The sequence below is a fragment of the Pontixanthobacter aquaemixtae genome (assembly GCF_009827395.1).
Taxonomy (GTDB): domain Bacteria; phylum Pseudomonadota; class Alphaproteobacteria; order Sphingomonadales; family Sphingomonadaceae; genus Pontixanthobacter; species Pontixanthobacter aquaemixtae.
Genome location: NZ_WTYX01000001.1, coordinates 1,520,766 through 1,537,798, shown reverse-complemented (window position 1 = coordinate 1,537,798; position 17,033 = coordinate 1,520,766). Strand labels below are relative to the sequence as shown.

At 57.0% G+C, this 17,033-nt stretch carries 24 protein-coding genes; 22 read left to right on the top strand and 2 right to left on the bottom strand.

Features of this window, described 5'->3' with window-relative positions; genetic code table 11:
- Window position 1: 1 nt before the first annotated feature.
- From rpmC to gdhA, 16 genes are all read left to right on the top strand, one after another.
- Window positions 2–217, top strand: a complete 216-nt coding sequence (rpmC, locus tag GRI41_RS07370) for a 50S ribosomal protein L29 (RefSeq protein ID WP_160604071.1) — start codon at window positions 2–4, stop codon at window positions 215–217.
- 10 nt (window positions 218–227) lie between these two features.
- Window positions 228–527 (top strand): 30S ribosomal protein S17, encoded by a 300-nt coding sequence (gene rpsQ, locus GRI41_RS07365; protein WP_160604070.1) that lies wholly within the window; start codon window positions 228–230, stop codon window positions 525–527.
- Between the two features lie 61 nt (window positions 528–588).
- Entirely contained in the window at window positions 589–957 is a 369-nt protein-coding gene (gene rplN / locus GRI41_RS07360) for a 50S ribosomal protein L14 (protein ID WP_160604069.1), read from the top strand.
- Window positions 957–1,277, top strand: coding sequence for a 50S ribosomal protein L24 (gene rplX, locus GRI41_RS07355; protein WP_160604068.1), 321 nt, complete (start codon window positions 957–959; stop codon window positions 1,275–1,277). Before rplN ends, rplX begins: the two co-directional genes overlap by 1 nt.
- Window positions 1,270–1,851: a 50S ribosomal protein L5 gene (gene rplE / locus GRI41_RS07350; RefSeq protein ID WP_160604067.1), complete on the top strand. Its 582-nt coding sequence runs from the start codon at window positions 1,270–1,272 to the stop codon at window positions 1,849–1,851. The genes rplX and rplE overlap by 8 nt, the downstream gene beginning before the upstream one ends.
- Before the next feature lie 42 nt (window positions 1,852–1,893).
- Entirely contained in the window at window positions 1,894–2,199 is a 306-nt protein-coding gene (rpsN, locus tag GRI41_RS07345; protein ID WP_160604066.1) for a 30S ribosomal protein S14, read from the top strand.
- Between the two features lie 11 nt (window positions 2,200–2,210).
- On the top strand, window positions 2,211–2,606 hold the full coding sequence (rpsH, locus tag GRI41_RS07340) for a 30S ribosomal protein S8 (RefSeq protein ID WP_160604065.1): 396 nt from the start codon (window positions 2,211–2,213) through the stop codon (window positions 2,604–2,606).
- Window positions 2,606–3,139, top strand: a complete 534-nt coding sequence (rplF, locus tag GRI41_RS07335) for a 50S ribosomal protein L6 (protein WP_160604064.1) — start codon at window positions 2,606–2,608, stop codon at window positions 3,137–3,139. The genes rpsH and rplF overlap by 1 nt, the downstream gene beginning before the upstream one ends.
- A 1-nt stretch (window position 3,140) precedes the next feature.
- Window positions 3,141–3,485 (top strand): 50S ribosomal protein L18, encoded by a 345-nt coding sequence (gene rplR, locus GRI41_RS07330; RefSeq protein ID WP_160604063.1) that lies wholly within the window; start codon window positions 3,141–3,143, stop codon window positions 3,483–3,485.
- A gap of 266 nt (window positions 3,486–3,751) precedes the next feature.
- Entirely contained in the window at window positions 3,752–4,456 is a 705-nt protein-coding gene (rpsE, locus tag GRI41_RS14300) for a 30S ribosomal protein S5 (RefSeq protein WP_160604682.1), read from the top strand.
- A 5-nt stretch (window positions 4,457–4,461) separates the two neighbouring features.
- On the top strand, window positions 4,462–4,647 hold the full coding sequence (gene rpmD / locus GRI41_RS07320) for a 50S ribosomal protein L30 (protein ID WP_160604062.1): 186 nt from the start codon (window positions 4,462–4,464) through the stop codon (window positions 4,645–4,647).
- A 139-nt stretch (window positions 4,648–4,786) separates the two neighbouring features.
- Window positions 4,787–5,359 (top strand): 50S ribosomal protein L15, encoded by a 573-nt coding sequence (rplO, locus tag GRI41_RS07315; RefSeq protein WP_160604061.1) that lies wholly within the window; start codon window positions 4,787–4,789, stop codon window positions 5,357–5,359.
- A gap of 116 nt (window positions 5,360–5,475) precedes the next feature.
- A complete protein-coding gene (gene secY, locus GRI41_RS07310) occupies window positions 5,476–6,840 on the top strand; it encodes a preprotein translocase subunit SecY (RefSeq protein WP_160604060.1) in 1,365 nt (454 codons plus the stop codon).
- Window positions 6,841–6,900: 60 nt separating this feature from the next.
- Window positions 6,901–7,551 carry an adenylate kinase gene (locus GRI41_RS07305; protein ID WP_160604059.1) on the top strand — a complete coding sequence of 217 codons (651 nt, stop codon included), beginning with the start codon at window positions 6,901–6,903 and terminating at the stop codon, window positions 7,549–7,551.
- Window positions 7,552–7,619: 68 nt separating this feature from the next.
- Complete coding sequence (locus GRI41_RS07300) at window positions 7,620–8,330, top strand: SRPBCC family protein (protein ID WP_160604058.1); 711 nt, start codon at window positions 7,620–7,622, stop codon at window positions 8,328–8,330.
- 152 nt (window positions 8,331–8,482) lie between these two features.
- On the top strand, window positions 8,483–9,838 hold the full coding sequence (gdhA, locus tag GRI41_RS07295) for an NADP-specific glutamate dehydrogenase (protein WP_160604057.1): 1,356 nt from the start codon (window positions 8,483–8,485) through the stop codon (window positions 9,836–9,838).
- A 14-nt stretch (window positions 9,839–9,852) separates the two neighbouring features.
- Here the strand turns inward: gdhA and GRI41_RS07290 are convergent, their stop codons facing one another.
- Window positions 9,853–11,277: an H-type lectin domain-containing protein gene (locus GRI41_RS07290; protein ID WP_160604056.1), complete on the bottom strand. Its 1,425-nt coding sequence runs from the start codon at window positions 11,275–11,277 to the stop codon at window positions 9,853–9,855.
- Window positions 11,278–11,705: 428 nt separating this feature from the next.
- Here GRI41_RS07290 and rpsM point away from each other — a divergent pair, with 428 nt between their 5' ends.
- The 4 genes from rpsM (at window position 11,706) to rplQ (ending at window position 14,201) form a co-directional block, all read left to right on the top strand.
- Window positions 11,706–12,074: a 30S ribosomal protein S13 gene (rpsM, locus tag GRI41_RS07285; protein ID WP_160604055.1), complete on the top strand. Its 369-nt coding sequence runs from the start codon at window positions 11,706–11,708 to the stop codon at window positions 12,072–12,074.
- Window positions 12,075–12,126: 52 nt separating this feature from the next.
- On the top strand, window positions 12,127–12,516 hold the full coding sequence (gene rpsK, locus GRI41_RS07280; RefSeq protein ID WP_160604054.1) for a 30S ribosomal protein S11: 390 nt from the start codon (window positions 12,127–12,129) through the stop codon (window positions 12,514–12,516).
- A 110-nt stretch (window positions 12,517–12,626) separates the two neighbouring features.
- Entirely contained in the window at window positions 12,627–13,682 is a 1,056-nt protein-coding gene (locus tag GRI41_RS07275) for a DNA-directed RNA polymerase subunit alpha (protein ID WP_160604053.1), read from the top strand.
- A gap of 93 nt (window positions 13,683–13,775) precedes the next feature.
- Window positions 13,776–14,201: a 50S ribosomal protein L17 gene (gene rplQ / locus GRI41_RS07270; protein WP_160604052.1), complete on the top strand. Its 426-nt coding sequence runs from the start codon at window positions 13,776–13,778 to the stop codon at window positions 14,199–14,201.
- 71 nt (window positions 14,202–14,272) lie between these two features.
- On the opposite strand, the gene GRI41_RS07265 is transcribed toward rplQ, so the two are convergent.
- Window positions 14,273–14,938, bottom strand: a complete 666-nt coding sequence (locus GRI41_RS07265; RefSeq protein ID WP_160604051.1) for a hypothetical protein — start codon at window positions 14,936–14,938, stop codon at window positions 14,273–14,275.
- A 327-nt stretch (window positions 14,939–15,265) separates the two neighbouring features.
- Here GRI41_RS07265 and GRI41_RS07260 point away from each other — a divergent pair, with 327 nt between their 5' ends.
- Complete coding sequence (locus tag GRI41_RS07260) at window positions 15,266–15,898, top strand: DUF4166 domain-containing protein (RefSeq protein WP_235901084.1); 633 nt, start codon at window positions 15,266–15,268, stop codon at window positions 15,896–15,898.
- A complete protein-coding gene (locus GRI41_RS07255; protein ID WP_160604049.1) occupies window positions 15,891–17,021 on the top strand; it encodes a saccharopine dehydrogenase family protein in 1,131 nt (376 codons plus the stop codon). Before GRI41_RS07260 ends, GRI41_RS07255 begins: the two co-directional genes overlap by 8 nt.
- Window positions 17,022–17,033 lie beyond the last annotated feature (12 nt).

Below are 17,033 nucleotides of genomic sequence, written 5' to 3'. Positions count from 1 at the left end.
CATGAGCTCGATCGAAGATCTCCGCACCAAGACCGACGACCAGCTCGACACCGAGCTGACGGAATTGAAGCGTGAGCAGTTCAACCTGCGTTTCCAGGCTGCCACCAACCAACTTGAGCGTCCTGCGCGGATCAAAGAAGTCCGTCGCTCGATCGCTCAGATCAAGACCCTGCAGACCGAGCGGAAATCCGCTTCGGCCGCAGCGGCCAAGGCATAAGAGGTACACGATGCCCAAACGTATTCTGACCGGGACCGTCACCTCCGACAAGACCGACAAAACCGTGACTGTGCTTGTCGAGCGCAAAGTGAAACACCCGCTCTACGGGAAGATCATGCGTCGTTCGAAGAAATACCACGCACATGACGAAGATAATTCCTTCAAGATGGGCGATACCGTCCGGATTGAAGAGACCAAACCGATCTCCAAGACCAAGACTTGGAAAGTGATCGAAACGGTCAAAGCAAGCAAAGGTGTGGCCGTAGAGGCTGACATCGAAGTTGAAGCTGCTGCGGGTAGCACAACTTAAGCAAGTGTTTTTGGAACTGCGGGACTGGTTTCCGCAAGCCGATTGAGAAGGAACTGAATCCATGATTCAGATGCAATCTAACCTAGACGTCGCGGACAATAGCGGCGCGAAGCGTGTCCAGTGCATCAAAGTGCTGGGCGGGTCGAAGCGTCGTACCGCCAGCGTCGGCGACGTGATCGTCGTATCCGTTAAGGAAGCGCAGCCCCGCGCAAAGGTCAAAAAAGGTGACGTTCACCGTGCAGTTATCGTGCGTACCCGCAAGGAAGTACGCCGTGCAGACGGCAGCGTGATCCGCTTTGACGGCAACGCGGCTGTTCTGGTCAACAAGACCGAGGAGCCAATTGGCACTCGTATCTTTGGCCCCGTGGTCCGCGAATTGCGTGGTCGCGGCTTCATGAAGATCATTTCGCTCGCTCCGGAGGTGCTCTAATGGCCGCCGCTAAGATCAAGAAGGGCGACAGCGTCGTCGTGCTCTCGGGCAAGGACAAGGGCCGCACTGGCACTGTCCGTCAGGTTATGCCGAAAACCGGCAAGCTGATCGTCGAAGGCATGAATATTGCTGCGCGTCACCGCAAGCCCAGCCAGGCCAACCCGCAAGGCGGCATCGATCGCTTCGAAGCGCCGATGCACATGTCGAAGGTTGCTGTGGCTGATCCCAAAGATGGCAAGCCGACCCGCGTCCGTTTCGAGGAGAAGGACGGCAAGAAGGTTCGCGTTGCTGTGAAATCCGGGGAGACTATCGATGGCTGATTACACAGCACGTATGAAGCAGCGCTATGACGATGTAATCGTCAAGGCGATGACTGAGAAGTTCGGTTACAAGAATGCTCTTGAAGTTCCGAAGCTGGAAAAGATCACGCTCAATATGGGGGTGGGCGAAGCCAGCCAGGACAAGAAGAAAGTTACAACCGCTGCCGAAGAAATGGCGCTGATCGCCGGCCAAAAGCCGGTTATCACCAAGGCCAAGAAATCGATCGCACAGTTCAAACTGCGCGAAGGTATGCCGATTGGTTGCAAAGTCACTCTGCGCCGCGAGCGTATGTATGAATTTGTCGACCGTCTGGTGACTGTTGCCATGCCCCGTATCCGTGACTTCCGCGGCCTGAACGCCAAATCGTTCGATGGCCGTGGCAATTACGCGATGGGTCTGAAGGAACAGATCGTCTTTCCCGAAATCTCGTATGACAAGATCGAGACCGTTCGCGGCATGGACGTGATCGTAACCACCACTGCAAAAACCGACGAAGAAGCACGTGAATTGCTGCGTTTGTTTGGTTTCCCGTTTCCTGCTGAAGCGCAGGCTGATGAAAAGGCTGCGGCGTGAGCCCGGCTACAAGGCAAGAATTGAGAAAGAGAGCTTAAGTCCATGGCGAAACTGAGTTCCATCAACAAGAATGAGCGTCGCAAGAAGCTCGTCAAGAAGTACGCGGCGAAATACGCGAAGCTGAAGGCGATTGCTGATGACAAGTCGCTCGATGAGACCGAGCGTATGATGGCCCGGCTCAAGATGGCTGAAATCCCGCGGAACGGAAACCCGACACGGGTCCGTAACCGTTGTGCAACCACTGGCCGCCCACGCGGCTATTACCGGAAGTTCGGACTTAACCGTATCGAACTGCGGAACCTTGCCAATCGCGGCATGATTCCCGGCGTTACGAAGTCTAGCTGGTAAGGATCTGACAGATGGCTATGACCGATCCATTGGGTGATATGCTCACCCGCATCCGCAACGGACAGCGCGCGAAGAAGGACTCTGTTCTTTCGCCTGCGTCCAAACTGCGTGCAAATGTTCTCGAAGTGCTTCAGCGTGAAGGCTACATCCGTGGCTATTCCGATGATACTTCGGGCAAGCACCCTGCGCTGCGGATTGAACTGAAATATTTCGAGGGTGAGCCTGCGATCAAGCATGTTGCCCGCGTTTCCAAGCCTGGCCGCCGCGTCTATTCGGGTTCGAAAGAGCTTCCGATGGTTCGCAATGGCCTTGGCATCACCATCGTCTCGACACCAAGCGGTGTGCTTTCGGATAACGAAGCACGCGACAAGAATGTCGGCGGCGAAGTGCTTGCGGAGGTCTTCTGATGAGCCGCATTGGTAAAAAAGCAGTCGCGATCCCTGGCGGTGTGACCGCCAGTATCGAAGACGGCGTGCTGAGCGTGAAAGGTCCAAAGGGCACTTTGTCCATGGGTCTGTCCGACCACATCGATTACAAAGTTGAAGCTGAAGAAATTCAGGTCAACCCGGCCAACGACACCAAGACCGCACGGTCCCACTGGGGCATGCAGCGGACACTGGTTTCGAACCTGGTCGAAGGCGTAACCGAAGGGTTCAGCAAGACGCTCGAAATTTCCGGCGTTGGTTATCGTGCTGCAATGAAGGGCAAGACCCTGAACCTGCAGCTTGGCTTCAGCCACGATGTCGACATCGAAGTGCCCGAAGGCCTCGAAGTCAAATGCCCGGATCAAACAACCGTGATTATCAGCGGAATTGACAAGCAGGCCGTAGGTCAGCTCGCCGCCGAAATCCGCCGCTGGCGCAAGCCCGAGCCTTACAAAGGCAAGGGTATCAAGTACCAGGGCGAATACGTCTTCCGTAAGGAAGGGAAGAAGAAGTAAGATGGCAAAACTATCTCTCTTTGAACGCCGCCGCCGCCGTGTCCGTTCGGCACTGCGCAGCCGCGCTGGCGACCGCCCCCGTTTGTCGGTGCACCGCACTGGCCGGCATCTCTACGCCCAGATCATCGATGACAAGGAAGGCCGCACCGTTGCAGCCGCATCGACGCTTGGTGGCAAGAAATCCGGTGCCAATGTTGATGCCGCTACTGCTGTTGGCAAAGATATTGCTGCTGCTGCCAAAAAGGCTGGCATCACCTCTGTCGTGTTCGATCGCGGCGGGTTCCTTTACCATGGCCGCGTCAAGGCGCTGGCCGATGCCGCCCGTGAAGGCGGGCTGGAGTTCTAAGCATGGCTGACAAGAAGAAAACCGAAGACGCTCCTCAGCAGGAAGCGGACGCGAAAGCCGAAGAAACAAAGGCTGCGACGAAGGCTCCTGCGAAGAAGAAAGCTCCGGCCAAGAAAGCTGCTCCTAAAAAGGATGCTGAAGAAAAGGCCGCTCCGGCAGCTGACGAGGCAGTAGAAGCGAAAGCTGACGAAGCCCCGAAAGCTGAAGAAGCTGCGCCAGAGGTTAAAGCCGACGAAGCCCCTAAGGCTGAAGAGGCTGCTGCTGAGGTGGAAACTCCAGCTGCAGACGCTCCGGCTGCTCCTACTGAGCAAGCGCCCGAAGGTGCAGACGCTGCTCCACGCGGCCGTGGTGGTCGTGGTGGCCGCGATGGCAATCGTGGCGGTGGCCGTGGCCGCGGTGGCCGTGACAATCGTCGCGGCGGCCGTGAAGAGCCCGATGATGGCATCGCTGAAAAGCTGGTCCACATTAACCGCGTTTCGAAAACGGTTAAGGGCGGTAAGCGCTTCGGCTTTGCTGCCCTGGTCGTTGTGGGTGACGGTTCGGGCCGCGTAGGCTTCGGTCATGGTAAGGCACGCGAAGTGCCGGAAGCCATTACCAAGGCAACTGCTGCTGCGAAGAAGAAGATGATCCGCGTTCCGCTCAAGGAAGGCCGCACTCTTCACCATGACGTCAAAGGCCGCTTCGGCGCCGGTAAAGTGGTCATCCGCACAGCGCCTCCGGGTACCGGTATCATTGCCGGTGGTCCGATGCGTGCCGTGTTCGAAAGCCTGGGCGTTGCCGACGTTGTGACCAAGTCCAACGGTACATCGAACCCATACAACATGATCCGCGCTACTTTCGATGCGTTGGCCAACCAGACTTCGCCGAAGTCGGTCGCTCAGCGTCGTGGCAAGAAGGTTGCTGACCTTCTCGGCCGTGGTGGCGCCAGCGAAGCAGAGGCCGAGGCCGACGCTGCAGCTGTTGCGGAGTAAGAATAATGGCTGCAAAGAAAACCATTAAAATCAAACAGATCGGTTCGCCGATCCGTCGCGACGAAAAGCAACGCAAAATCCTGATCGGACTTGGTCTGAACAAGATGCATAAAGTCGTTGAGCGGCAAGACACACCCGAACTGCGCGGTGCGATTGCAAAACTGCCGCATATGGTTGCGATCGTAGATTAAACCGATGTGACGGAGAGAGGTTCGCTCTCTCTCGTCATTTCCGTGAAGGCGGAAATCCGGGGCGACCAGCGCGTTCGCCTTCGGGCAAAGCAAACAGGCCCCTGCTTTTGCGGGGGCACATTACAGCGAGTGCAAGATAATGAAACTTAACGAACTCAGAGACAATCCAGGCGCCCGTAAGCTGCGCACCCGCGTGGGCCGCGGTATCGGCTCGGGCAAGGGTAAGACTGCTGCGCGCGGTCAAAAGGGTCAGAAGAGCCGTTCCGGCGTTTCGATCAATGGCTTCGAAGGCGGCCAGATGCCGCTTCACATGCGGATCCCGAAGCGCGGCTTCAACAATCCGTTTGGCTTCGACTATGCCGAAGTGAACATTGGCATGGTCCAGAAGTTCATCGACGCGAAGAAGCTCGATGCGAAAAAAGACATCGATCACGCGGCTCTGAAAGCTGCCGGTCTCGCCAAAGGCGGGAAAGACGGTGTCCGCCTGCTGGGCAAGGGTGAAATCACCGCCAAGGCCAAATTCATCGTCAATGGCGCGTCAAAAGGCGCGGTTGCAGCGGTTGAAAAGGCTGGCGGTTCGGTGGAAGTCCTTCCCAAGCCGAAGCACGATGGCGGCCAGGGCGACAAAGCGCCCAAGGGCAAAGCTTTCGAACGTGCTGCTGCTGAAAAAGCCGCCAAGGATGGTGGCAACGACGGCAAGAAAGCCAATTAATCTGGTTAAATAGTGGGCGAGGGTTCGACATCGGGCACCTCGCTCCCTATGTATCCTGCTCAAGCCGGTTTGAACGTGTGTTGGGCAGCCGGAGCATGATTAGGATTTAGGTTTCCATGGCATCACGCGCCGACAATATTGCGAGCAATCTCAGCCTCGCCAACTTCTCCAAAGCGACCGAGCTCAAGAGCCGTATCTGGTTCACCATCGGTGCGCTTATTGTCTTCCGCTTCATGAGCTTTATCCCGCTTCCCGGGATCAATCCGAAGGCACTTGCCAGCCTCGCCGATCTGACGTCGGGCGGCATTATCGATACATTCAATATGTTTACCGGTGGCGGGCTCGAACGGATGAGCCTGATCGCGCTGGGTGTGATGCCGTACATCACCGCATCGATCGTGATCCAGATGGCAGCATCGCTCCATCCGACACTCGCGGCGCTGAAGAAAGAGGGCCAGACCGGCCGTCAAAAACTCAACCAATATACGCGCTACGGAACGGTGTTCCTGTGTGCGATCCAGGGTTGGTTCCTTGCAGCAGGTCTTGAGGCGTTCGGTGCGCAGAACGGATTGGCAGCTGTCGTCGATCCGGGGTACATGTTCCGCATTGGCGCGGTGATCAGCCTTGTCGGCGGGACGATGTTCCTTCTCTGGCTGGGTGAGCAAATCACTTCGCGCGGCATCGGTAACGGCGTTTCGCTGATTATTATGGCGGGCATTGTCGCTCAATTCCCGACATTCGCTGCCAACCTGTTCGAAGGTGGGCGTGCCGGAACCATCGGGGCAGGCATCATTCTTGGCTTCCTCGCAATGGTGGTCGTGCTTATCCTGCTGATCTGTTTCGTAGAGCGTGCGCAGCGCCGCTTGCTGATCCAGTATCCCAAACGCGCCAGCGCCAAGGGCATGATGCAGGCAGACCGTTCGCACCTGCCGCTCAAGCTTAACACCGCCGGTGTTATTCCGCCGATTTTCGCAAGCTCGCTTCTGCTGCTTCCGCTGACGATCACCCAATTTGCGGGCAATTCGCTCAACACCGATAGCGGCGCGGGCGGCGCTCTTCAGACGGTTCTGCAATATCTGCAGCACGGCCAGCCGCTCTATATGATGCTGTACGCTGCCGGCATTATCTTCTTCTGCTTCTTCTATACCGCAGTTGTTTTCAACCCTGAGGACACCGCAGATAATCTCAAGAAGAACGGCGGCTTCATCCCGGGCATCCGCCCCGGCAAACGCACGGCTGACTATCTCGATTACGTGCTGACACGCATCACCGTGGTCGGCGCACTCTATCTGACCTTGGTCTGTGTGCTTCCCGAATATGTGATCGCGCAGACCGGTGTGCCGCTGTTCCTTGGCGGTACCAGCCTGCTGATTGTGGTGAACGTAACCGTGGATACGATCAGCCAAGTCCAATCGCATCTCTTGGCGCACCAATATGGTGACCTTATCAAGAAGGCGAAGCTGAAGGGCCGCAACCGCTAGGCGGACCGGACCAACGGCAGGTTTGGGCAAACAGTTTTTCGAGGTTTGGAGGTTTCTGGCGTGAATATTATTCTTCTGGGACCTCCGGGTGCGGGCAAGGGCACGCAATCTGCAAATCTCGAAGCGAAGTATAATATGCGCCAGCTTTCCACCGGCGATATGCTGCGCGCTGCGGTAAAAGCGCGAACGCCGGTCGGCCTCGAAGCCAAGGCGGTGATGGATCGCGGGGATCTGGTTTCGGACGAGATCGTCTCGGCGCTGATCGATGATGAATTGGCCGCAATGGACGATGCCACTGGCGCGATCTTTGATGGATACCCCCGGACCGAAGGGCAAGTGGCCTCGCTCGACGAAATCCTCTCCAAGCATGGCCGCACGCTCGATCATGTGATCGAACTGGAAGTTGATGAGGATGCACTGGTTGACCGTATTACCGGTCGATACACCTGCGCCAATTGCGGGGCAGGGTATCATGATCGCCATGCACAGCCCGAAGTAGAGGGCACTTGCGACAAATGCGGCTCGACCGAATTTAAGCGCCGCCCGGATGACAACGAAGAAACCGTGCGCACCCGCATGCAGGAATATCGCGGCAAGACCGCGCCGATTCTGCCAATCTATGCAGAGCGGGGCATTGTCACCGGCGTCGATGGAATGGCGAGCATCGAAGAAGTAAACGCCGCACTCGACGCGATTCTGGCCGACGATTAATCCGGCCTCATTCCACCCTTTCCAAGCGCGCCTGTCCATGGGATAAGACGCGCAAGAACGAGGTGAGAATGTATACCAAACTATTGATTGCAGCTGCGGCATCTTGCGCACTGGTACACCCTGCCCAGGCCAAAGTTGTCGAGCTTGAAGAAGACGCTTTCGTAACGCGGGATTCGCGGGTCGTTACTGCGGATCAGCGGGCCACCTGGCTGGCACTGATAACGCCAGGAGACTGGTGGAATTCGGCGCATACATTCTCCGGCGATTCGAAGAATATGATGCTCACTCCGCAGGCGAATGGCTGCTTCTGTGAACGTATTCCGGCCGACGACACGCAAGCGACGATCGGGCTCGCCGGCAGCGTCAAACATATGACAGTCAGCCTTGCCATTCCCGATCAGGCATTGCGGATGGAAGGGGCATTGGGCCCGTTACAAAGCGAGCCGGTGGATGGCATTTTGACCGTGACGTTGGCCAAGGCCGAAGAAGGCACGCGGATTACGTTCGAATATGCGGTCGGCGGCTATATGCGCTTTGAAGTGCCCGCCATCGCCAAGGCGGTCGACAATGTAATGTCGCAGCAATTGTCGGGCCTGGCGAAATCGCTTGGCGTTGTTGAAAGCGAAGCCGAAAAGCCCGAACCGGATGCTCCCGAGGAGGAGGCCACCGATGAAAGCGCTGATCCCGTGTCGTCTTCCGAAGAAGAAGGTGACGAAGAAAAGGCCGAGCCGAGGATCAGCGTCGATGAAGCATTTGGCGATTTGAACGACGATCAGTAAGGATTGTGTCGGGCGCCGCATGACGGCGTGATGGAGCAATCCCCAAAAGTGAGAGCAAGGCAGCTCCATAAGCGGTGCTGTAACTTGACGCAAAGGGTCGCCGGATTGATGCTGCCGGAGAAATTCCGGTCGCTGCTTAGGAGAGGGCACCCATGGCTGTATCTGACCACGTAGACTTAGAAACCTTCATCGAGGGGGTTAAGAAGCGCAATCCAGGCCAGAGCGAATTCGTGCAGGCAGTGCAGGAGGTTGCGCAGGATGTCTTCGAATTTATCGCCGATAAGGAAGAATACCACTCAGCGCAGATTTTGCGCCGGATTGCCGAACCCGATCGTGTCGTATCCTTCCGCGTGTGCTGGGAGGATGACAACCACAATATCCGCGTGCAGCGCGGATGGCGTGTGCAAAACAACAACGCCATCGGCCCCTATAAAGGCGGGATCCGTTTTCACCCCAGCGTGAACGAGAGCGTGCTCAAATTCCTTGCTTTCGAGCAGACGTTCAAGAATTCGTTGACCGGACTGCCATTGGGTGGGGGGAAAGGCGGCTCGAACTTCAATCCGCGCGGAAAGTCGGACAGCGAAGTTATGCGTTTCTGCCAGTCCTTCATGACAGAACTGTACCGCCATATTGGCCCGGAAACCGATGTTCCCGCGGGCGATATCGGCGTGGGTGGGCGCGAAATCGGTTATATGTTTGGCCAGTACAAACGCATTACCAATCGTTGGGAAGGCGTTTTGACCGGAAAGGCGCTTGAGTATGGGGGCTCGCAAATGCGGCCCGAAGCGACCGGTTACGGCGCGGTTTATTTCCTCCAGAACATGCTCAAGCACAAAGATGATGATGTCGAGGGCAAGACCGCCGTCATCTCCGGCTCTGGCAATGTCGCAACCCACGCGGCGGAACAGATCGTGCAGCTTGGCGGGAAAGTCCTGACGCTGTCTGATTCCGGTGGCTTCATCAATGATCCCGACGGGATCGATCAGGAAAAGATCGATTGGATCAAGCACCTGAAAAATGTGAAACGTGGCCGGATCAGCGAATATGTCGATGAATTCTCGGGGGCGACATACCACGAAGGCGAACGGCCCTGGGGCGTGACATGCGATCTGGCGCTCCCATGCGCGACGCAGAACGAATTGAACGAGGAAGAGGCCAAAAGCCTTGTCTCCAACGGTGTTCAGGCCGTGTCCGAAGGGGCCAATATGCCCACCACGCTAAACGGCGTGAAAGTGTTTCATGATGCCAAGATCCTGTACGGTCCGGGCAAAGCAGCCAATGCCGGCGGCGTTGCCGTTTCCGGCCTTGAAATGAGCCAGAACGCCGAAAGGATCAGCTGGAATGAAGAACGGCTCGGGGACATGCTGACCGAGTTGATGCAGGGCATTCACCAGAAATGCGTTGAATATGGCGATGATGGCGATGGCTATGTCGACTATGTCAAAGGTGCGAACATTGCAGGCTTCAAGAAAGTCGCAGATGCAATGCTGGCATTCGGTGTGGTTTAGCCGCTCGATCGCACCTATTTGATCTTGGCGCGGAGCCGTAGCTCGAAACTGGTTGGGCCGCTTCCCGTATCCGCCGCCATGAAACCTGTCGGTACGGCTCTGACATGTGTGACCGCCGGATCGGTTCCATCCCCGACGTCGCTGGGCACATAGTTGAAATTTATTCCGTCGGTTGAAAAATCGAAGCAATCGCTTGTGCTCGCCAGCGATACAAAGACACAGTTGAGCCCGGTTGCAGGAGAACCATCGGTGTACTGGATTGGCCCTGAACCCGGCGCGCCGAAGTCGGTAATAACCAGCGCGAGATCGCCTGGAATCGCATCGGTTGTGACGACGCTGTCATAGTTCGGCGGCGCGTTGCCGGCATTGGTGACGGTGATCAGATATTCGGCAATCGCACCGGGCAGGCTGAAATCACCTATAGCAGATGTTGAAGATTGCCACTCCTTGGCGACTGACACGTCGGCCGCCAAATTGGCGTGAAACGCCTGCGAAAACGCGATGATTCCTGCTTGCTCGGCGTCACCGGCGGCGATCCCGCGTTCATTGTCCTGATCGCGGTCTTCATCGACGCGTAGCGTGATGGTGGAAGCATTTATTGCACAGTAGCGTAGCCAGCCGCCATCGGCATTGTTGCGGGATATCTTCTTCGCCACGACAATAGCACTGCTGCTGGTTTGGCCAAAGCCGTTGCTGAAGCAGCCATTGTCCCAACCGCGAATATTGGCGGGCGTATTGACCGCACTCCATGTGATCGGGGTGCCGGCAATATTCGGGAAGGTACCGGTGCCACCTGCCGGAAATGCGATCCAGCCAATGGTCTCGGCCGAGGGGAAGGGGCCGCTATTGGCCTGGCTGCGGTCAATCGCCAATTGAAATCCGGTGGCAGACAAAGATTGTGCGATCGACGATATATGCGGCCGCGATGGCGACGTTGCCACATTCTGGGTTTCGCTATTGGCGGTCTGCAAATGATGGACGACCGTGGGTGTCCCCGGCAGCGGGGCGGAAAAATTGACAGTGGCCCAGCTGGCGCTGCCGCCCGTAAAACCGCTGCCGAATTGCGTGGCCGCCGTTGTCGTGAATCCGGCTTCGATGATTGTACCATCGGGCAAGACATGCCGCCCGGGTTCTACCGCAATATAGTGGATCACCATGCTGATGTGGCGACCATCCCAATTGTCCGGCTCCAACGCGAGCTCGTCAAAACCAGTTGTCGTGACATTGGTGATGCGAATGGTCGACGAGTTGTTACCCACTTGCGAGGGAAGAGCGATTACGATTGGCGGAACATCGAACGGCTGCTGGAAGGTGACTGTTTCTGGCAAGCGACTGCCCGAAATAGTATCGTGCGAGGTAAAGGTGCCCGCCTCAAACCGGCCCGCATTCGCGGGAGCAACGAGCAGGAAGGAAAGCAGGCATGCGCAAAGCGCCGCCACTAAATGGCGGAAATAAGGAGCTATAGGCGCAACAATACCCATCACCGTATATTTACGTGGTCATGGTAAACCGCAGATTACCAAGGCGCTGAATGTAGGGTAAAAACATGTAACAGGCTTGGCTGCGCCCGATATCTACAATCAATTCGGCGTTGCGCCTTGAATTCCTCGCATAATCTCCCATTTAGCCTCCCGATAGCGACTTTGTTTAATGTACATGTCTGTGGCTGTTGACGCAGGCGGCGAATCCTACTAAGCGCCCCTTTCATTCGACAGTTTCGGATCGGTCCGGCAGGTGCTCGTTGCAAAACAACACCATCCGGACTTTTTGCGTTTGACGCGGATTTGAAGCGGGCGGGTGAAATATCGCTATGAGATGGGGCAGGGCGCAATCCGCGCCAAATCCCTGTGGAGCATTGGAGAAGTAAGTGGCTCGTATTGCCGGGGTAAACCTCCCCACAAACAAGCGCGTAATTATCGCGCTGACCTATATTCACGGAATTGGCCGGACCACGGCTATTCAAATCGCTGACAAGCTTGGCATCGATCACACCCGCCGGGTGCAGGATCTGACTGACGCCGAAGTCGTCCAGATTCGCGAAACGATCGATGAAAACCATCAGGTGGAAGGCGACCTTCGCCGTGACACTGCGATGAACATCAAGCGCCTGATGGACCTGCGTTCGTATCGCGGCCTTCGTCACCGTAACGGCCTGCCTGTTCGCGGACAGCGCACGCACACAAATGCCCGCACCCGCAAGGGTAAGGCGAAGCCAATCGCGGGTAAGAAGAAGTAAGCGCGGGTTTCCGCAGCTACTTTTCTTCCGATAGAAATAGGACACCAGTAACATGGCACGCGAACCAGGTCGGGTTAGAAAACGCGACAAGAAAAACATCTCAAGCGGCGTTGCGCATATCAATGCCAGCTTCAACAACACAATGATCACCATCACCGATGCGCAAGGCAACGCAATCAGCTGGTCCAGCGCCGGTATGATGGGCTTCAAAGGCAGTCGTAAATCGACTCCTTATGCTGCTCAGGTCGCAGCAGACGATGCGGGTAAAAAGGCTGCCGAGCACGGCGTCCGTACCCTCGAAGTAGAGGTTAAGGGCCCCGGCTCTGGCCGTGAAAGTGCACTGCGCGGTCTTGCAGCAGTCGGTTTCACGATCACCTCGATCCGCGACGTGACACCGATCCCGCATAACGGGGTCCGGCCGTCCAAGCGTCGCCGCGTCTGATCTGAACTTGCCTGGCGGCACATAGGGGCCGCCAAGTTTTTCCGGACCGGGCGCGTTGAATTAGGCACTCAACGTTTCGGTCCAGCCCGCATTAGAATCAGGGGAATTTCATGTCCGTCAATACCAAGAACTGGCAGGAACTAAAGAAACCCAACACTCTCGAGATCAAGGAAGGCGGCGACAAAGAGCGCAAAGCCACCTTTATCGCAGAACCGCTGGAGCGCGGTTTCGGCCTGACACTGGGCAACGCGCTGCGCCGCGTTCTGCTGTCGAGCCTTCAGGGTGCTGCAATCACATCGATCAAGATCGAGAACGTACTTCACGAATTCTCGTCGCTTGCCGGTGTTCGCGAAGACGTCACCGATATCGTGTTGAACGTCAAGCAAATCGCCCTGAAAATGGAAGGCGAAGGCCCCAAGCGCCTGCAGCTTTCGGCGACCGGCCCTGCTGAAATCAAAGCGGGCGACATCGCTGTTTCGGGCGATATCGAAGTGATGAACAAGGATCTGGTCATCTGTCACCTTGATGAAGGCGCGACCTTCAACATGGAACTGACAGCAGACGTCGGCAACGGGTATGTTCCTGCGGTGCAGAACCGTCCATCGGATGCGCCAATCGGCCTTATTCCGATCGACTCGCTGTATTCGCCTGTCCGTCAGGTCAGCTACAAGGTCGAGAAGGCCCGTGTTGGCCAGGAACTCGACTTCGATAAGCTGTCGCTGACTGTCGAAACCGACGGAACAGTCGCTCCGGAAGATGCAGTGGCTTATGCTGCGCGCATCCTGCAGGACCAGCTGACCCTGTTCGTCCACTTCGAAGACGGTATTCCGCAGCCGCAATCGGCAATGATCGGCCAGGCTGCGCAGCCGCAGGAAGACGATGCCAACCAGCTCAACCGTTACCTTCTCAAGAAGGTCGACGAGCTGGAACTGTCGGTCCGTTCGGCAAACTGCCTCAAGAACGACAACATCATCTATATCGGCGATCTGGTACAGAAGACCGAAGCAGAGATGCTGCGCACGCCAAACTTTGGCCGCAAGTCGCTCAACGAGATCAAGGAAGTGCTTTCGAGCATGGGTCTCCGCCTCGGCATGGACATCCCTGGATGGCCGCCAGAGAATATCGAAGAAATGGCCAAGAAGCTCGAACAGGAACTGCTCGGCTAACCGGTACATTTACAGGTTTTGGCGGCGCACCTTAAGCGCCGCCGGCACTGGGCTACCTGATACGGGCCCCTTACGAACTGAAGGAACTATACAATGCGTCACGGACTTTCACAGCGCACGCTGAGCCGTAAAACGGGCCACCGTAAGGCTCTTTTCCGCAATATGTCGGCTGCTCTCATCAAGCACGAACAGATTGCGACAACACTCCCCAAGGCGAAAGAACTTCGTCCTTACATTGAAAAGCTGATCACGCTGGCCAAGCGTGGCGGCCTGTCGAACCGCCGTCTGGCGCATAGCCGCCTGCTTGATGAAACCCAGCTGAAGAAGCTGTTTGACGTTCTGGCAGAGCGCTACAAGGACCGTGATGGCGGCTATACCCGCGTGATCAAGGCTGGCCTTCGCGGAAGCGATGCGGCACCGCTGGCGATCATCGAACTGGTCGATCGCGATGTCGAAGCCAAAGGTCAGGATAGCGGCCCGGCAATGAATCTCGACGAAGACGAATTCGAAGACGCGTAAGTTCACGCTTGGGGCGCGAGCTTCAACCAATCATCAAAGGGGCCGGGGGAGCAATCTTCCGGCCCTTTTTGTTATTCTGAAAGCACCCCTTCGTCACGAAGGCGTTTCTTAAGCGAATAGCCGCGGCGATCTTCGGGGATGGTGGCGTAGAGCTGCATCACCTCCTCAGCCGGGGATGGATCACCGGTGACCTTGGCATGATCGAGCAGAGCCTCGATTAGCTCCACAGTCGCCCCGACGGGCGGATCGATGTTGAGCATGCCGGATTCCACGATACGCAGCCGCGCCGCATTGACATTGGCTTTTGCCCAATCCGCGGTGCGCGGATCCCCGGTTTCCAAGCCATGCTCCACCAGCAGCGAAGTGCCAAAATAATATTCGGCGACCAGCATGCCGTCTATGCCATTCGCGAAAACCTGAGAATGGAGCGCAAGCGCTCGCTCCAGATGTTCGATTTTCTGGGTGTTGAGCTGCGTTGGATCGTCAGCTTCCATCGCCAGCCAGTGCTCATTCTCTGCCGCGTAATAATACCCGTTGGCGGCCTGCTTGCGCAAATTGCGCAAAACCGCTTCGTCCTGCACGTCGTGTTCTTTGATCGTACTTTGGGCCAGAGCAGCAATCTGCAAAAACATGTCCCGCGCCTTCACGCGTTCTTCGGCGGGCATTCGAAATGCCTGTTCGAAAAGCGTGTCGATCTGGGCGTTGTGGGCCTCCAATTCATCGGACGTGGCTGACACATTCGAGGCTGCAAGTCCCAAACAGGCTGCGACCAATATTGCCGTTCTGCGCATCACTCTATTCTCCAACTTGCCCCGCTTGGGCGCTGCCTGATTGCTATAGACGGCGCAATATCGCAACACTTGTCAAAACGCGACTTGACAGCGCTGACTTAATGTCAGAGATTTCTGTTATGACAGAAATAAATGTCATACTGCTGATGTCCGCGCTTGATGCGAAATTTCTGGTCTGCTCAGCCAGAAGTCCAAAGAGGGTCGGGCATTAGAGGAAGGGGCATCGTAATGTGGGCATCAAGAAGGCAGCGGGGGCAACAAGCTGGAGCGCCCTTGGCACGCGAAGATGCAGTTTCCTCTGCACCTTATGATACCCGATTTCGCAGGTTGATCGGCTCTGAGAATTGGGAGCGATTGCCCAACGCGGTCCAGCGGCGGTTTTCCAAGCGATTGGGGGCAAACAGCGTGGTCTGCTATCGCGGCGTGATCGAGAAGACCCGCCATTCGCGGCTGGGCCGGGCGCTTGCCCAGTTCTGCCGTTTGGTGGGAGGCCCGCTACCGCTTTACCCTGATACCGCGGTTCCGGCGGTCGTCATTGTCAGCGAGGATATGGCGAGCGGGGGCCAGTGCTGGACACGTATCTATGCCCGCAAACACGGGTTTCCGCAGGTCATACACAGCGCAAAGCGGTTCGCCGGCCCGACAGGGCTGGAAGAGTATCTGGGCAAGGATCTGGGTATGGCCTTGCGGGTCTATGCAGAACCGGACGGGCTGGTATTCCGTAGCGACCACTATTTTCTGCTCATTGGCCGCATGCGAATAAAGTTGCCGCACTGGATCGGCCCGGGGAACACCACCGTCAGGCATCGCGATCTGGGTGGGGGCAGATTTGCCTTTGAGTTAGACGTGGACCATCCGCTGTTTGGCAAACTGGTGCACCAACGTGCGATTTTCTCCGATGATTGAGAAGGGCCAAGCTCTGAAAGTGCTGATTGTTGGCGGCAGCGGCGTGTTTGGTAGCCGGCTGGCGAAACTGGCTGAGCAGATCGAGGGCGTGCATCTGACATTGGCGGGGCGCAATTTGGCCCGATTGGAAGCCGTTGCAGGATCTCTGGCAAGCCGGGTCTCGCTTCGGCAGCTGGACCGCAACGCAATCGATGCAAGCGATCTGGCCGGCTTTGATGTGGTTGTCGACTCTGCCGGCCCGTTTCAGGCTTCGCATAGCAAGGTGATCGAAGCGGCGATTGCTGCGGGCGTGAACTATATCGACCTCGCCGACGGGCGCGACTTTGTCGCTTCGTTCCCCCGTTACGATCAGGCCGCGAAAGAGGCGGGCATTGCGATGGTCACCGGTGCCAGCTCTATTCCAGCGCTTTCGCATGCGGTGATCGACCATTTGACACTCACCTGGCGGCAGATTGACACTATTCGCATCGGTATCTTTCCGGGCAACCGCGCGCCGCGTGGACGATCGGTTGTCGAAGCAATCCTGTCCTATGTGGGGAAGCCGGTACGCGTTTTTCACGAGGGACGATGGGGTGAAGTTCCCGGTTGGGGCATGACCCACCGCGAAGACATTCCCGGAATTGGCAAACGCTGGGCGAGCGTGTGCGACACGCCAGAGCAAGACTTGCTGGTCAAACGCTATGCCCCCACGCGGTCAGCCGAGTTCTTTGCCGGGCTGGAGCTCGGTTTCCTTCATTTGGGGCTTGCGGGATTGTCCCAATTGGTCCGGTTCAAATTGCTTCCCGGCTTGCGCCCGTTTGCGGGGCCGATGCTGTGGGTGGCGCAGCGCTTCCTCGCCTTTGGCAGCGATCGGGGCGCAATGACCGTGCGGGTTTCGGGTGTTGACGGCAAAGGGCACGCACAAACGCGAAGCTGGGTTCTGAATGCAGATGCCAATCGCGGGCCGAATGTGCCTGTTCTGGCGGCGGTTGCCCTGATCCGGCGATTGGCGAGGGGTGAAACTCTGCCCGAAGGTGCCTCTGCGTGTAGCGGAATGCTTTCGCTGGAGGATTTTTCCGATCTCTTTGCGCAGCTTGAAATCACCACGACTACGTATTTGTCTCAGGCGCACGCCGCACGATGATCCGATGATATT

Coding starts and splice junctions, on each gene's coding strand:
- rpmC (WP_160604071.1), top strand. CDS start 2: ATGAGCTCGATCGAAGATCTCCGCACCAAGACCGACGACCAGCTCGAC.
- rpsQ (WP_160604070.1), top strand. CDS start 228: ATGCCCAAACGTATTCTGACCGGGACCGTCACCTCCGACAAGACCGAC.
- rplN (WP_160604069.1), top strand. CDS start 589: ATGATTCAGATGCAATCTAACCTAGACGTCGCGGACAATAGCGGCGCG.
- rplX (WP_160604068.1), top strand. CDS start 957: ATGGCCGCCGCTAAGATCAAGAAGGGCGACAGCGTCGTCGTGCTCTCG.
- rplE (WP_160604067.1), top strand. CDS start 1,270: ATGGCTGATTACACAGCACGTATGAAGCAGCGCTATGACGATGTAATC.
- rpsN (WP_160604066.1), top strand. CDS start 1,894: ATGGCGAAACTGAGTTCCATCAACAAGAATGAGCGTCGCAAGAAGCTC.
- rpsH (WP_160604065.1), top strand. CDS start 2,211: ATGGCTATGACCGATCCATTGGGTGATATGCTCACCCGCATCCGCAAC.
- rplF (WP_160604064.1), top strand. CDS start 2,606: ATGAGCCGCATTGGTAAAAAAGCAGTCGCGATCCCTGGCGGTGTGACC.
- rplR (WP_160604063.1), top strand. CDS start 3,141: ATGGCAAAACTATCTCTCTTTGAACGCCGCCGCCGCCGTGTCCGTTCG.
- rpmD (WP_160604062.1), top strand. CDS start 4,462: ATGGCTGCAAAGAAAACCATTAAAATCAAACAGATCGGTTCGCCGATC.
- rplO (WP_160604061.1), top strand. CDS start 4,787: ATGAAACTTAACGAACTCAGAGACAATCCAGGCGCCCGTAAGCTGCGC.
- secY (WP_160604060.1), top strand. CDS start 5,476: ATGGCATCACGCGCCGACAATATTGCGAGCAATCTCAGCCTCGCCAAC.
- GRI41_RS07300 (WP_160604058.1), top strand. CDS start 7,620: ATGTATACCAAACTATTGATTGCAGCTGCGGCATCTTGCGCACTGGTA.
- gdhA (WP_160604057.1), top strand. CDS start 8,483: ATGGCTGTATCTGACCACGTAGACTTAGAAACCTTCATCGAGGGGGTT.
- rpsK (WP_160604054.1), top strand. CDS start 12,127: ATGGCACGCGAACCAGGTCGGGTTAGAAAACGCGACAAGAAAAACATC.
- GRI41_RS07275 (WP_160604053.1), top strand. CDS start 12,627: ATGTCCGTCAATACCAAGAACTGGCAGGAACTAAAGAAACCCAACACT.
- rplQ (WP_160604052.1), top strand. CDS start 13,776: ATGCGTCACGGACTTTCACAGCGCACGCTGAGCCGTAAAACGGGCCAC.
- GRI41_RS07255 (WP_160604049.1), top strand. CDS start 15,891: ATGATTGAGAAGGGCCAAGCTCTGAAAGTGCTGATTGTTGGCGGCAGC.